The organism is Paucibacter sp. B51 (assembly GCF_027863535.1).
GTDB lineage: Bacteria > Pseudomonadota > Gammaproteobacteria > Burkholderiales > Burkholderiaceae_C > Paucibacter_A > Paucibacter_A aquatilis.
Genome location: NZ_JAPIVN010000001.1, coordinates 1826643 through 1840421 on the forward strand (window position 1 = coordinate 1826643; position 13779 = coordinate 1840421).

Annotated in this window: 13 protein-coding genes; 4 read left to right on the forward strand and 9 right to left on the reverse strand. The window is 64.1% G+C overall.

What is annotated here, in order from left to right; translation table 11 throughout:
- Nucleotides 1-2: 2 nt before the first annotated feature.
- Complete coding sequence (locus OOB33_RS07765; protein ID WP_271008259.1) at nucleotides 3-236, reverse strand: hypothetical protein; 234 nt, start codon at nucleotides 234-236, stop codon at nucleotides 3-5.
- Between the two features lie 421 nt (nucleotides 237-657).
- On the opposite strand from OOB33_RS07765, the gene udk reads away from it, so the two are divergent.
- Both udk and OOB33_RS07775 read left to right on the forward strand, forming a co-directional pair.
- Complete coding sequence (udk, locus tag OOB33_RS07770; RefSeq protein WP_271008260.1) at nucleotides 658-1299, forward strand: uridine kinase; 642 nt, start codon at nucleotides 658-660, stop codon at nucleotides 1297-1299.
- Nucleotides 1300-1585: 286 nt separating this feature from the next.
- The gene (locus OOB33_RS07775; RefSeq protein ID WP_271008261.1) at nucleotides 1586-2257 is read left to right on the forward strand and encodes a PEP-CTERM sorting domain-containing protein; all 672 of its coding nucleotides are present in this window, start codon (nucleotides 1586-1588) and stop codon (nucleotides 2255-2257) included.
- Between the two features lie 60 nt (nucleotides 2258-2317).
- Here the strand turns inward: OOB33_RS07775 and OOB33_RS07780 are convergent, their stop codons facing one another.
- Both OOB33_RS07780 and OOB33_RS07785 read right to left on the reverse strand, forming a co-directional pair.
- Nucleotides 2318-2980 (reverse strand): PEP-CTERM sorting domain-containing protein, encoded by a 663-nt coding sequence (locus OOB33_RS07780; protein WP_271008262.1) that lies wholly within the window; start codon nucleotides 2978-2980, stop codon nucleotides 2318-2320.
- A gap of 364 nt (nucleotides 2981-3344) precedes the next feature.
- Nucleotides 3345-5519 (reverse strand): hypothetical protein, encoded by a 2175-nt coding sequence (locus OOB33_RS07785; protein WP_271008263.1) that lies wholly within the window; start codon nucleotides 5517-5519, stop codon nucleotides 3345-3347.
- A 90-nt stretch (nucleotides 5520-5609) separates the two neighbouring features.
- On the opposite strand from OOB33_RS07785, the gene OOB33_RS07790 reads away from it, so the two are divergent.
- Nucleotides 5610-5879: a hypothetical protein gene (locus OOB33_RS07790; RefSeq protein WP_271008264.1), complete on the forward strand. Its 270-nt coding sequence runs from the start codon at nucleotides 5610-5612 to the stop codon at nucleotides 5877-5879.
- Between the two features lie 175 nt (nucleotides 5880-6054).
- On the opposite strand, the gene OOB33_RS07795 is transcribed toward OOB33_RS07790, so the two are convergent.
- A complete protein-coding gene (locus tag OOB33_RS07795) occupies nucleotides 6055-6354 on the reverse strand; it encodes a hypothetical protein (RefSeq protein ID WP_171827432.1) in 300 nt (99 codons plus the stop codon).
- A gap of 154 nt (nucleotides 6355-6508) precedes the next feature.
- Between OOB33_RS07795 and OOB33_RS07800 the strand changes: the two genes are divergently transcribed.
- Nucleotides 6509-7309 carry a helix-turn-helix domain-containing protein gene (locus OOB33_RS07800; RefSeq protein ID WP_271008265.1) on the forward strand — a complete coding sequence of 267 codons (801 nt, stop codon included), beginning with the start codon at nucleotides 6509-6511 and terminating at the stop codon, nucleotides 7307-7309.
- Between the two features lie 194 nt (nucleotides 7310-7503).
- Here OOB33_RS07800 and OOB33_RS07805 read toward each other — a convergent pair whose 3' ends face one another.
- The 5 genes from OOB33_RS07805 to OOB33_RS07825 form a co-directional block, all read right to left on the reverse strand.
- Nucleotides 7504-8148, reverse strand: a complete 645-nt coding sequence (locus tag OOB33_RS07805) for a hypothetical protein (RefSeq protein ID WP_271008266.1) — start codon at nucleotides 8146-8148, stop codon at nucleotides 7504-7506.
- Nucleotides 8149-8151: 3 nt separating this feature from the next.
- Nucleotides 8152-9540 carry an AAA family ATPase gene (locus OOB33_RS07810; protein ID WP_271008267.1) on the reverse strand — a complete coding sequence of 463 codons (1389 nt, stop codon included), beginning with the start codon at nucleotides 9538-9540 and terminating at the stop codon, nucleotides 8152-8154.
- A 309-nt stretch (nucleotides 9541-9849) separates the two neighbouring features.
- The gene (locus OOB33_RS07815) at nucleotides 9850-11709 is read right to left on the reverse strand and encodes a uracil-xanthine permease family protein (protein ID WP_271008268.1); all 1860 of its coding nucleotides are present in this window, start codon (nucleotides 11707-11709) and stop codon (nucleotides 9850-9852) included.
- A 12-nt stretch (nucleotides 11710-11721) separates the two neighbouring features.
- The gene (locus OOB33_RS07820; RefSeq protein WP_271008269.1) at nucleotides 11722-13368 is read right to left on the reverse strand and encodes a Na/Pi symporter; all 1647 of its coding nucleotides are present in this window, start codon (nucleotides 13366-13368) and stop codon (nucleotides 11722-11724) included.
- Between the two features lie 23 nt (nucleotides 13369-13391).
- A complete protein-coding gene (locus tag OOB33_RS07825; RefSeq protein ID WP_102768117.1) occupies nucleotides 13392-13736 on the reverse strand; it encodes an STAS domain-containing protein in 345 nt (114 codons plus the stop codon).
- Nucleotides 13737-13779 lie beyond the last annotated feature (43 nt).

Genomic DNA, 13779 nt, shown 5'->3' on the forward strand with positions numbered 1-13779 from the left:
AGTCAGACGCTGCGGCGGAGGAGGCCGCGGCTTCGGCCGATGCCGATGCCGACGCCGACGCCGACGCCGATGCCGATGCCGATGCAGGAGGGGCGGCAGGCTCCGCGCTTGTTGAGGCCAGGGCCGCCCCCGTCAGAGCGGCCATGCAGATGGCTGCGCCTGTGGCCCGCCAGGCCAAGTGCATGGGTCGCCTTGTGGCGGGCTTGTTGTGCGTGGCAGAAAAGGCGGTGCTGCAAGGGCGGAAGCTCGATCGCATGGGGCTTGGCAGAAAGGCAAAGGGAATGAGAAGGGGAGAGAAACGCGGCGCCCGAGGGCTCGAACAGCTTCTGCGCCTGGCTCCATCAAAGCCAGCGCGCGGCGGCATGCTAGCGATTCGGGTGGCCTGCTGGCGCCCGGCTGCGGCGAATGGCTGAATGGGCGCGGCGAGCGGCGGCTCGGCTGGCACGGGCGGACGGGCGGGAAGAGCGCCACGGTGGCGGGCGCCGCTTCTGGCCGAAACGCGGCCCTCGGCCACGCCCCTCTTAAAATCGCGCATTCCCCGCCCGGCTTGATCGTTCGTTCGTCCGCTTGTTGGCTTGCTTGCTGCCGTGCTCGCTTGCCCGCTGTAAAGCCGAGCCCCGTCTCTTGTCCTTCCATCCTCTCCTGCAGTACCCCCTCATGCCCAAAACTACCCACAAACCTTTCGTCATCGGTGTCGCAGGCGGCAGCGGCAGCGGCAAATCGACGGTGACGCGCCAGGTGGTGGCTGCCATCGGGCCGGAGAACGTGGCGGTGGTGATGCAGGACGATTACTACCGCGACCAATCGCACATGCCGCCGGAAGACCGGCGCAAGCAGAACTACGACCACCCGGATGCCTTCGACTGGCCGCTGATGACCCAGCACCTGGCCGCCCTGCGCAAGGGCGAGGCGATCGCCATGCCGGTGTATGACTTCGCGGCCGACAACCGCTCCAGCGACACCATCACCGTGAAGCCCGCACCGATCATCGTGGTCGAGGGCTTGTTCGCCCTGTACGACACGAAACTGCGCAACATGATGTCGCTGAAGATCTACGTCGACACCGCCTCGGACGTGCGCTTCATCCGCCGTCTGCAGCGCGATATTTCGGAGCGGGGCCGCAGCACCGAGTCGGTGGTGAGCCAGTACATGGACACCGTGCGCCCCATGCACAAACAGTTCATCGAGCCGACCAAGCGCAACGCCGACGTCATCCTGCCCCACGGCGCCAACGGCCCGGCGGTGGACATCATCACCACCAAGGTGAGGAGCTTGTTGCAGGAGATGGGGCGGGACTGAGCGGATGCCCCCGGGGAGGGGGCTTCAATCTTGGGATGGCCGTGCGCTCGCGCTTTTGGCGCCGAAGTGATGGATTGAATCGGCCAGGCTGCGCTGCTAGCATTTCGCCGACCTCACTTGACCGACAGCAAGGAGTGCGCCCATGTTCAACGCTTCACGCAAAGTGCCGTGGCGGCCCACCGGAGCCCGCGCGATCGGTTTGCAGCTGGCTGTTCTTTGGTTCGGGCTGACTGGCAGCTGTGTTGCGGCGGGAAGCTTCGGCAACACGAGTTGGATCGGAGCGACGGTGAAGCAGGGCGCTTCGACCGTGTCGGTGGGCGAGCAGGTGTTTGCCTCCAGCCTGGACTTCAGCGTCGGCGCCGCCCAAGGCTTCAGCTTCGAAGCCCGTGGAACCTTTGGTCTCTATGACAAGGGGGTGCCCTATGTCTTTGGCGCCAGCATCAGCCCCTTGCTGAGTTTGCGGCTGACGAATTTCAGCTATGAATGCATGCAGCTGAGCTGCGAGGCCGCGGAGTTCCGGACCTACTTCTATGCCCGCGGCATCGGCGGCTATTTCGAAGACCCCATCATGACGGGCTTGTCGATGGATGGGTCGGGCTCCTTGCTTGGAGACTTCCGCCTGGAGGCCTACTTTGGCGGCTACGACGGTGGCTCCATTTCCCCCTTGCTGGTGGTGAATGGCAGCCTGTCAGGCGGGCCCTTCAGCTTCTCAAGCGGGATCTTGCCCAAGTACCGCGGCAGCGGCCAGCGCTTCGACCCCCTCACGCTCCAGCTCAGCCTGCCCAGCGCCACGCAGGGCCAGACGCTGGAGCTGCCCCACAGCGCGGCCGCTTCGATCAACACCGTGCCGTCCTTGGTGCCTGAGCCGGATGCGGTGTGGCTGATGTCCTTGGGCGCCGGGGCGCTGGGATGGCTGGCCCGGCGGCGGCAGCTCCGTGCTGCCGGAGCGCCGAGCTGAGTTGAGCGAGGGTTTCAGGCGGGGCTTCGCGCGCTTCGCGCAGCCAAGCCTGGGCCTTGCTTATTGGCGCCGGCGTCGAAGCTTGGTGCCCATGGCCAGGAGCCCCGCGGCCAACAGCGCATAGCTGCTGGGTTCCGGCACGGCCGGGGTCAAGCTTGCAATCTCGGCGCTGCTCAAAGCCTGGTCGTAGAAGGCGATGTAGTCCACTTTGCCGGGGCCGGCCTCACCCCCGTCGTCCATGAAAAATCGTGCGCCTGTGGCGACGAAGACGGCCCGGTCATCGCGGTCCAGAAAGCTGAGCTGCAACTGGCCGTCCAGATAGGTGTGCACCTGCTTGGTGTTGGCATCACGGCTGATGGTGATGCGCTTGAACTCATGGGTGCTGAACTGTGCGGCGCCGCGGTTGGGGCCGCCCATGTACAGATCGAGGTAGCCGTTGTGGCTGTACAAGCCGTTGTCGGTGCTGCCGTTCTTGAAGTCGAGCAGTCGGCGATAGCCGGCCAGCTCATAGGACTCGTAGCTGAAGTCGATGGTGTAGGTCCCGCCCAGCGCGCCCACAAAGCTCAGCCCCTTGTTGGCAAGGTAATTGAATCCGGTGTTGTCCACGGTTCCGCCTGCGCTTGCAATTAGATCAGCGCCTCCTTTGAGGTCATGCAAATCGCCATTGAGCAGGTAGAGATGGCTCGGTGTTGCGGCTTGTGCGGCGCAGGTCAGCAAAGACAAGACGCTCCATGCAAACGGAACCCTGATTTGTTTCATCGTCATCATCACGTGGGGCTTAGCTTCAAGTCAGCGAGGGGATGCTTCACTATGCCGCAATGCCGGGCGGCTCCGACCTTCACTTCCCCCCGATGCAGGGGCCCTCTGATGAGGGATGCGTTCTGTCACGGTGAAGGCGGACGTGGACGTGTTAGGGCTGACGACTGGCGCGAGCAAGGGCCACGTTCGGCGCGTGGCATGAGGCCAGGCCTGACCCTCATGCGCAGGGGCATGCGTGCGTGGGGCGTCCAGGCGGGGCCGTGATTGCCCAATGGGCGTGGCGGCCGATCGGCGCTTTCCTGACGCCCCTTTGGGTTCGCGCCCCGTTTCAGCGCAGGGGTGGGCGCAGCGCCACCAGGGTGCCGTCAAAGCGTGCCAGCAGCAGAAGCTTGGCTTCGCCCCACCACACCGCATCGAGCCAGGAGGCATCGCCATCGGGGCGCCCCAGGTGCTCCCAGCGCAGTGGTGCCTGCTCGTTCTCGCGGAGGTGGTACAGGGTCAGGTTGACGTTGGCCAGCGACACCGCGCGACCCTGCCCCAGATCCACCAGCCGACCCGCATGCGCGGGTGAGCCGGACACCCCATCCCAGAGCAGCAGGCGGCCCTCCAGCTCGGCCCGCACCGATTCGTAGCGGCCGACGCGCCAGCGCGGTCCTGCGCGCACCCCCCGTTCTTCGCGTTCGATGTTCTCAATGGCGGTGGCATCGGCCATCAGCTCGTGCCAGCCGATGGCCGAGGTGTTGCCATCGTCGCCCTCGAACCAAGGGGCGCCCTCCTGGACGCGACCCCGGCGCTGGGCCACCCGGGCCCAGCGTCCGTCGGCATCCGTACGGTACAGGCGCTGCTCGGCCTGCTCGCCCTTGATCCAGCGCGCCAGCACCTGGTCGCCCAGCCAGACCGCCGAGTAGACCTGCCAGCCCGTGCGTTGCTCAAGCGTTTGGCGGGCCTTGGGGTCCCATTGCGCGGTAAAGGGTCGCAGGCTCAGGGTGTCGCCCTGCCAGTTCAGGAACTGGGCCCGCGCGAAGTTGGGTGTGCTGCACACACCGGTGGGCCGTGGTGTGGGCCAGCGGGCGAGCACCTGGCCATTGCTGGCGTCGATCTGGTGCAGTTCGTCGCCTTGGTCCAGAAAGAGTTGGCCCAGCGGGCTCAAACCCCATCGGCGCGGCGATCTGTCCGGATGCGGGCGCTCGGAGGGCCAGTCGCTGCCATTGCAGCGGCCAGTGCGGGCTTCGGACCAGGCCTTGCGGGTGTCCAGGCCCAATGTCCACAGAATCTTGCCCGGCTGGGTGATGCGCTCCGCTTGGCGGGCCAGCGGCGCCTCATCGGCCTCGAGGCAGGGCGTGCTCGTGTTCGGCTCGCGTGGTGGCAGCGCGGCCACGGCGGGCGGCAGGGCCAGCTTGTGCCAGGGCTGCAGGCGCCAGGGGCTGTGGTCGTACGTTTCCCCGGAGCGATCCACGCCGGTGGCGCGGCGCAGCAACAGGCCTTGAGCATGGGCGTGCACGGCCACACCCTGGCTGCCCTGGGGCCGCGGCAGCACGCTGGTGTGCAGCGTGCGACCGGTTCGAGCGTCCAGCCACAGCAGGCTTTGGGATTTGGCCTGGCTTGGCGCCGTCAGCACGGCCAACCAGCGGCCCAGAGGATCCGCGGCCAGGCTTGCAATGGCAGCCTCGCCTTTCAGCGGCCAGCTGTGCGCGCGCACGGGGCAGCTGGTGTCCAACGCTTGCACTTCGCCTTCGGCGTCCAGCCAGAACTGCTGCCAGGCACTGGCGCTGTGCAGTTGTCGACTCAACTGGCCCAGTTCGCCCGGGCGCTGTGCTTCGTTCCACAGGGCGCCGCTGCGCAGATCCCAGCGGCTCCATTGCAGGCTGCTCGGGCCGGAGATGTCCTCCCAGGCCTCGCCGCGTTCTTGTGTGAGCACCGCCAGGCGCTGGCCATCGTCTTCAAAGCGCAGCGCCACGGCCGGATGCGCCGGCCACAGCGTGCGCATCGGCTTGTTCTTGCTGCTGCTGCGCAGATCCAGCACCTGAACGGAAGGATCGCCCTCCGAGCCACTGTGGGCCAGCCAATGCCCGTCGGTGGAGACAGTCAGCGCGCCGGAGAAGTAGCTGGGTGCGTCGTCGGAGCCGGCCTCGCTCAGGGCGGGGCACTTGACGCCAGGTTCGGCCAGGCGCTTGGGCGTGGGGCCGCGGAAGTCCACCTGCATGAGGCAGCCCTTCTCGCCCAAGACCCAGACCAGCAGGCCCGGACCATGGCTGGCCACGGCACGCACCCCGGGGCCGAGCTGGATACGCTGCACAGTCGGCTTGCCTTCCTGGGCCTCGCGCAGCAACTCACCCTGAGGGTTCACGCTGACACGCCAGGCGCTGTCGGCGGAGACCCAGACCGGTCGGTGAGAGAAGACATACGCGGCATGAGCCTCAGCCTCTGAGGTGGGGCCGGCTGCGTGCAGCGGGTGCAGGAGCCCGCCCAGCATCAGGGCGGTGCCGATCTTCAGGAAATGCATGGTGGGTGATCGGAGATGAGAGGGCTGACAAGTCCAGTGGCCAGGGCTTCCCCAGGCCTGTATCGCGTCCCAGAAGCGAGTTCACTCGACGTGGTGATGATGGTGGTGACGGAGGCAGGGCAAGACTCTCGCACCAAACAACTGCACATCACGACATGCCCGGACGAACATTCAGAAGAATGTCTCAGTGAACGTGGATTTACCCGCGATGTCTTCGACCACACCGGGGCAACTCCGAAGCGCTGCGTCGATCTTGGCAAGCTCAACATGAAGCCAGCCCTGCCCGCGATGATCGGATGCGGCGCGGCACAGAGGGCTTTCTGGAGCGGCGCCCGTCTCTACCACCACGGGTCGCCTTGATCCTGATGGGTGACTGGTGCGCTGAGCTGCGGCGCAACCATGCACTGAGAACCAAGTGCACGCTGAACTCGACGAGCCGGGAACTCAGTCTTGAGTGAAGAGGAGAACAAACAAGTGCGCGCTTGCGGTGCAGGGGCGCGTGTTTGTGACTTGCCGGGCTGCGAATGCCTGACCCTCATGCTCCAGGCTCGCGGCTGCGGCGCGCGGTGATGAAGTAGAGCAAAGGCCCGAAGGAGCCCACCACCAGCGAGAAGATCGCCCAGGGCCAGAACGGCCGCCCCTGGGCTTGCGCGTCGCGGCGCATGAAGACCAAGAGCAACACCATGACGATGATCAGATCGGCCATCACCTGCCAACCCTCGGGGATGCGCAGCAGCACTTGCACCAACTCCAGCACTCCGCCGGCATGCTGCACGGCATAAGCACTCAAGGCGCTGAAGAGCAGCAGCACAACGATCAACACGGGCTTGTTCATGGCTTGTTTCCTTCCCTACTCGCTGTCAAAAATCGAATGAAGAAGGGCAGTGTCTGAGTCGCGCACCAGCGCCGCAATTACCTCCCAGGTCATTGATAAGAGAAGAGAAGAGAAGAGAACAGAAGAGGCGGCCGCGCTGTGGTGGAATCCGCTCATGCTCGCCGCCAGCCCCTCACTTCGCGAAACCCTGCAAAGCGCACGCAAGGCGCGCCGCATCAGTCAGCTGGAGCTGGCCTTGCGCCTGGGGGTGAGCCAGCGCCATGTGAGCTTCGTCGAGAGCGGGCGGGCCCAGGCCAGCCGTGAGCTGCTGCTGGCCTGGTTGCAGGAGCTGCAAGCGCCGCTGGCCCTGCGCAACACCGTCTTGCAACAAGCCGGCTTTGCCGCCGCCTACAGCGGCCATGAGTTGGGCGCGGCGGTGCTGGCGCCGGTGCGCGAGGCCCTGACGCTGATGCTGGCGGCCCATGACCCGCTGCCCGCCATGGTGATGGACGCCGGCTGGAACATCTTGCAAATGAACCAAGGCGCCCGTTGGATGGCGCTGACGCTGATGCCCTGGCTGGCGGAGCAGCCCCCGGGCCAGGGCCTCAATATGCTGGACCTGCTGCTGCACCCCGAAGGCATGAGCCGCCACATCAGCAATCTGGACGAAGTGGCCCCCGCCCTGCTGGCCCATCTGCGCGACGACGCCTCAGTCGTGCCCGAGCTGCACCCGCGTGTGGAGCAGTTGGCGGCGCAGTTTCAAGCGCGCCTGGGCGGCCAAACGCTGGCACCCTGGACGCGGCAACTGGCCCCGGTCTTGACCACCCGCTTCGCCACCATCCACGGCGAGTTGGCCTTCTTCAGCATGTTCTCAACCTTCGGCACCCCGCAAGACATCACGCTGGCCTCGCTGCGGGTGGAGCATGTATTCCCGGCCGACGCCAAAACCCGTGCGGTGTTGGAGGCCGCGGCTTGATGAGCCTGTTTAGGGCCTGACCATCAGGCCCGCACGTTGAGAACCAAGTGCAGGGTGAGTTCGACGAGCAGGGAATGCGGTCTTGAGTGAGGAGGAGAACAAGTGCGCTCTTGCGGCGCAGAGGCGTGTGTTTGCTACTTGACGGGGGCAGCTAATGGGTGACCCTCATGCCCAATCCTCATGCCATGCCTCCGTCATGCCTCTTCAACACGTTGCTTTGCAAATTCTCGAACACGCTTCCGGAAGATTTGATATGACGGCAAACCGTTAACCGGACCTTGAGGATCAAGGTCGTACATCAGTCGTGCTCTCATTTCAGGGAACAACCTTTTGAACTTTCGGAGCTTTCCGCCTTCCGCGCCGGACGCTTCACACAAGGCTGATAACAAGAGTGTTTTGCTGTCTCGAACACTTTCTAAGTTGCGGATCGCAGGCATGCAATGGATGTTCTGCTGATAAGACTTTCGACCTGCGACAATTTTAATTGCCTGAGGATCAGTCAAAAGCCAAGTTTCAATCATGCAGATGGGAATGATTGGCACCACCCTATTTTCAACACCCACTGCAATCGCAGCATCATGGATTTCTTTTTCTCGGACGGCAATGTCAACATTATCGGAGTCGCGATGAACAAATATGATGTCAGTCGTGGGGTAGTGCTTAATTAATGCACCGATTTTCTCAGGAACGGATCGTCCCACCGGGGCAGGAAACATTGCTAGGTCTGGCGCCTCTCCGCTTACCTCCGAAAAACCCTCTTCAATGAGTACGGCCTGCAAGTGGTCCACAAGTCGCAAATCTGACGTGCCTTCGCCGGTAAGCAGAAACTTGACTTTCATAGATCACTCAACATCTAGGTCTAAGCTAATCTGACTATTTGGCGGAAGACTAAGATATGCAATGATAGATCCTTTCTCTATGCAGTCACTACTTCCGAATGTGCTTCTCCAACTGCCTTCCAAGCTTTTGCAGCGGATTGTTGAAGCGATTTTTCCGCCATCTGGGCCTCGCACTTTTACGACGTCCGTATAGATGAGATCGTCCGGTTCTTCGAGTTTCACCAGTACTGGGGAATGAGTTGCAATCAATATCTGACGCATCGGATTGTCATCGCCTGTCTCTTCGCAGGGGTCAACTGCCAATTCTTTGAGTAGGTTCAGCATCGCGGACATTTTTGCCGGGTGGATCCCGTTCTCTGGCTCCTCGAAACAGAGCAGACCTTTGAAGTCGGGGTCTTCGGCCATGATGCATAGAGCTAAAAACCTTAATGTTCCGTCCGATAGGGCCCGCGCAGGCAAAAACGCGCCTGAGCGCTCCTTGACTTCTAGAGTCAACAACTGCCTCACCGAATCTACATCAACGCGAATATCTGAAGTTGGAATTATTGCGGATAGGCGGCTGGCCACTCGTGAATAAACGTTCTCGTCACGTTTATATAGTTTGTATAGCGCAGCAGCCAGTTTGCCGCCGTCAGATCCGACATTGCCGTCTTCGTGAATCTTATTCGAGCGACGCATTGCGCTGGGTTCAAGTGACAGGAAACGCCATGATTGCATTTCCCGTCTAGCGGCCAATATTGTTGGCCACACCGCACTGTTCGTGTTGGCTACGACTGTTTTTGGGATGAACCTTGCCGGAATCTTCTGAGGCTGTCCTCCATTGCCGTCTTGGTGGAGATTGACCTCGATCACCCCGTCGTCTTCAATTTTTGTGGAAATGAAATCGGCACCTTTGCGCCGGTTAATTACTACAGTATCTCTGAATTTTTTTGCATTTAAAGGAAAGTGGAGTTTTTCCGCCGCCTCGCCCTTGTTGATGTGCGTGAGTTCTTCTCTTGCCAGGTATAAGCCCAATGAGCCGACAGCTTCCTCAGCAGGGTCTCGCGCTATTTCAACCTCATAACGAAGGAAGGTTGAGGTGGCAACGGCTTTTCGGCCAAAATCATCTACTATGTTGGGTTGAACAATCATTTCAACAGCCAACTTGAGACGATCCGCCCGAAAGGTGCCGTTCGTCCAAAATATATCTAGAGGATCGTTGGACTCTGAGTCTCTCACGCACAAAGCGGCCTCAATGATTGATCTGTCGCTCAATAGAGAGAGAAACTTTATGGCGTCGAAAATATTTGATTTTCCGACTCCATTTAGGCCTGCGACGCAATTAAACGGGCCAAACGACACCGAAAAGTCGAGGAGGTTTTTAAAGCCGTGAGCTTCCAATCGAGTCAGCATGACTACTTGCCTTTGAAGTGCTGAGTGATTCTACGGGTGGGGCATGCTGTTCCCATCGCTAGGGCAAGCCATTAGTTGTCAAGACCCTGGAGATTTTCGCCCGTTTTGACGAAGAATTCCGGGCAGTTGCTTGACCAGTCGCTAAGCTTTTGGTGGGGCGTCAGATGATTCGTAGCATGCGGCGCATTCTGCTTGTTTTTGGGTCTCGCAGTACGCACTCAGCCTCGCCACAAAGTAGCGCGGGGTCTGGCCTTAAATCTGAAGCGCCCCTGGATGAACAGACTTCGCGAATAAGCTGTCGATGCGCCCTCAATGATCAAAATGCAACCTCAACACCGCCTGCCCCGCCCCGAGGCTGGCGCTGCTGAGTTTGTCGGCCAGGTGGCGGATCAGGACGCCGGAGACGCGGGCCATGGCGGCGTCGAGCTGGCGTTCAATGTCCTCATCGCTGTCCATCAACGCATCCAAATCCAGCGGCGCTTCTGCCGTTGCAGCTGCGCCCGCTGAGCCATCCCCCGACCCCGCAGCCGACTCCCCCACCCGCAGCGGCTCGCCCTCATGCAGCAACTCCAGGTCGAAGTTGAACTCATCAAAGCTGCCGCGTATCACCAGCAGGCGTCCGCCGCCGGCGGCCTGGATCGCTTCGCTGGCTTCCAGTGCGGCCAGGGCGGCGCGGCGGACGATGTCCATGCGGGCGCCCCAGGCGGCGCCTTGGCGCTCGACGAAGGCGGTGAGCTGGTGATTGATCGAGCCTTGACCCGCGACTTGGCCCGGGTCCAGCTCGCAGCTGGCGCGCAAGCGGGTGCCGAGGCGGAACAACAAGTTCAGGCTCATCACGCAGACGCCGGTGACCACAAAGCCATCGCCGGCCAGCATGGCCACGCCCTCGGGCAGGCCTTGGCTCAGGCCCGGCATCAGCATGGTGGCCAGGCCGGCGCAGAGCGACAAGCCGACCATGAAGATGCCGCGGCTGTCGAGCGCGCGGGTGGCGATCATCTCGATGCCGGAGACGATCAGGTAGGCGGCGGCATAGAGCGAGATGGCGCCCAGCACGGCTTGCGGGATCAGCGTGAGCGCCATGGTCAGCAGCGGGCTCAGGGCCACCAGCAGCAGCAGGGCCGCGCAGGCCAGGCCGATGTAGCGGCTGCTGGAGCCGGTGGCGTGCACCAGGGCGATATTGGCTGAGCTGGGCGCGGTGGGGAAGCTGCCGAACAGGCCGCTCAAGAAATCACTCGCCCCGTTGGCGCGGATGCCGCGGCCCACCATCTGCATGTCGGCGCGGCGCCAGTCGGCGTTGTCGGTCTTGTCCATCACGATCAGGCAGCCGATGTTGTCCAGCTGGTTGAGCGTGGCGATCAGCACGATGGCGAAGATGATCTCGGGCCCGAGGTTGAAGCTGGGCGCAATCGGCTGCGGCAGGGCCAGCCAGGGCGCGCTGTGCAGCCACTCCAGGCCCAGCAGCCGGTCGCTGAGCGCGGCGATCAGCAGGCCCATCAGCAAGCCGGCCAACACACCCAGCAGCTTGAAGCGCCGCCCGCCCCAGACCGAGAGCACGACGATGCTGGCCAGGGTGGCGCCCGAGATGAGGGCGCTGATGCCGTCGATCTGCAGGGTTTGCAAGTCGGTGGCCGCGCCGGCTGAGGCTTCATGGATGCCCAAGGCATTGCGCATGGCCGGCTCCACCAGGCCCAAGCCGCCCATGCAGACCACCGTGCCCACCACGGTGGGCGGGAACAGGGCGCGCAGATGGCGCATCAGCGGGCCCACGCAGAGCGTGACGCCAGCGGCGATCAGGCTCACCTGCACCAGAGAGCCCAGGCCGTAGCTGGCGATGGCCGCGCCGGCCACGGTGATCATCATCGGGTCGGGCTGGAAGACCAGCAGGGTGCCGCTGCCCCAGCGCCCGCCCCAGGCCTGCAGGGCTGTGCCCATGGCCATGCCCAGCAGGGTCATGGCGACGATGGAGTGGGTTTGCGGCAGGCTCAGGCCCGCGATCTTGGCGGCGGCCAGCACATGGGCGATCAGGGCCAGCACCGTGGCCGCATGCTGCAAGGCCAGCAGGCCCAGGGCGCCGCGCGGCGGGCATTCATCGGCCGCGTAGATCAGCTCGAAGGGCCGGCGCACCGGCTTGGACGGGGGCAGCCAGCGGCTCAGAGCGTGGTGGATCAAGGTGTGGGACTCTCAGGTCTTGGTGGAGGGCTCTGCGTTGGGGCTGTCCAGCAGCAGCACATAGCGCCGCGCCAGCCAGACACAGCGCTCGAACACGGTGGTGGCGCTGAACACGGCCTGGCGCAGGCCGGCTTCCAGATCGCTGCCTTGCAGGCGGCGGCGGATGCCGTCCATCAGCTCCGAGCGGTCGTGGGTGAGGCTGCGCAGCAGCTCCAGGTCTTCGGCGTCGGGCTGGGCGCGGGCGGCGGTTTCGGCCAGGGCCTCCAGCATCAGGTGCAGGCTTTGCACCAGCTGGTCCAGCAGCTGGGCCACGGTGGCGCGGCCGGCTTCATCGACATCACGCTCATCTCCGCCGCTGGCCACCTGGGCGGCCTGGTGCAGCTCCACCAGCGATTCCTGCAGCGAGGCGAGCAGGCGGTTGCGGTCGCGCAGCACCATGCTGCGCTCCAGCACATCGCGGCTGCGCTGGCGGTCGGCCAGCTCCACCAGGAACTGCTCGCAGAGCTGCAGCACCTGGCTCTCGGCGGCCTGGCGCTGGTCCGCCGAGGTCAGGGCCGCGGGTGCGTCTTGACGCAAGGCGTCGAGGTAGGCGGGCAGGCAGGCGAGCAGGCGCTGCTGCTCCTTGTCGGCGAGCAGCAGGGCGGTTTCTGCTTCGTCCAGGGCCTCGTCGTGCACGAAATGCGGCTTGCTCAGGTTCTCTTGCAGCGAGGGCGCGGCCCAGGCCTCAAGCCAGCGCAGCGAGGGCGCCTCCAGCGCGCGGCTGGCCAGATCGCTGAGCAGCTGCACCACCATGTAGAAAGCCGCCAGCCGCGCCGGCAGGCCCATCTGGAACTGGTCCAGCAGGCGGCCAAAGGGGTCGTCCAGCAGCCAGCGGTTGCCGGCGTAAAACGCCAGCGTCAGCAGCAGGCCCTGCAGGCGCAGCAGCACCTGGAACAGCACCAGCTGGCGGGCGCTGCCCTGCAGGCGGCCGGCCAGGCTCCAGGCCGATGCGGCCGAGCCCAGGCCGGCGCCCATCACCAGCATGGCGCCGCCGTTCCAGCCGATCAGGCCGCCGGCCGCCAGGCTCATGGTGATGACGACCACGGTGGTGGACGATTGCGCCGCCCAGGCCACCGCCGCGCCGATGGCAAAGCTGGGCAGCAGCCAGACACCCAGTTCGCTGATGTGCAGGCGCAGCCAGGGTTCGGTGCGCAGCAGGGCGGCGCCGCTCTTGATGAAATCGGTGCCCAGAAACAGCAGGCCCAGGCCCAGCAGCGCGCCCACGGCATGGCGCCAGCGGGTCGATTGGTCGATCTGCCGGTAGTAGGCGATGCCAGTCAGCCCGACCAGACACAGGGCCAGGGCGTGCAGGTCGATGGCGGCCACCAGGGCCAGCAGCGAGGTGCCGAGGTTGGCCCAGCGGATGATGGGAAACGCGCGCTTGCGGTCCATGGCGCCGGCGGTGACCAGGGCCACCAGCACATGGATGACGGCGTTGACGCTCTGCATCACCGCGCCGGCCAGCAGGCCGAACAAGGCCAGCGAGCCCGGGCCGGTGACGGCGCGCGCGATCAGCTGGCGCAGGCGGCGGCCGATCACCTGGCGCAGATTGCTGCTAATCAGGCGAACGCCGATGAAGAACAGGCCCAGCCCGGCGAACAGGCTGATGAAGATGGTCATGGGGGAGCCGTGTGAATCCGCAGTCAGGCGTTCAGCTGGCGCAGACCCTCGGCGCGATCACTCACGCTGTCGATGATCTTCAGGAAGCCGCTGATCTCGAACACCTCGCGCACATGCTGGGGCAGGCCACAGAGCAGCAGGCGGCCTTGTGCCTGCTTGGCGCGCTTGGCCGCCATCAGCACCACGCGCAGGCCGGCGCTGGAGATGTAGTCCACGGTGGCGAAGTCCAGCAGGGCGCGGGCGCCGGGCGTGGCGAACAGGTCTTGCACGGCCAGCTCGAAGGCGCCGGCGGTGGCGCTGTCGATGCGGCCCTTGAGTTGAACCAGGCGGGCGCCTTGCTCATCGCTGCTGTGGTGTTCGAAGCTCATGGGGGTGTCTTTCTTCAGGTCGAATTTGGGGGCGCTGGAAATC

Coding starts and splice junctions, on each gene's coding strand:
- udk (WP_271008260.1), top strand. CDS start 658: ATGCCCAAAACTACCCACAAACCTTTCGTCATCGGTGTCGCAGGCGGC.
- OOB33_RS07785 (WP_271008263.1), bottom strand. CDS start 5,519: ATGCATTTCCTGAAGATCGGCACCGCCCTGATGCTGGGCGGGCTCCTG.
- OOB33_RS07795 (WP_171827432.1), bottom strand. CDS start 6,354: ATGAACAAGCCCGTGTTGATCGTTGTGCTGCTGCTCTTCAGCGCCTTG.
- OOB33_RS07800 (WP_271008265.1), top strand. CDS start 6,509: ATGCTCGCCGCCAGCCCCTCACTTCGCGAAACCCTGCAAAGCGCACGC.
- OOB33_RS07805 (WP_271008266.1), bottom strand. CDS start 8,148: ATGAAAGTCAAGTTTCTGCTTACCGGCGAAGGCACGTCAGATTTGCGA.
- OOB33_RS07810 (WP_271008267.1), bottom strand. CDS start 9,540: ATGCTGACTCGATTGGAAGCTCACGGCTTTAAAAACCTCCTCGACTTT.
- OOB33_RS07820 (WP_271008269.1), bottom strand. CDS start 13,368: ATGACCATCTTCATCAGCCTGTTCGCCGGGCTGGGCCTGTTCTTCATC.
- OOB33_RS07825 (WP_102768117.1), bottom strand. CDS start 13,736: ATGAGCTTCGAACACCACAGCAGCGATGAGCAAGGCGCCCGCCTGGTT.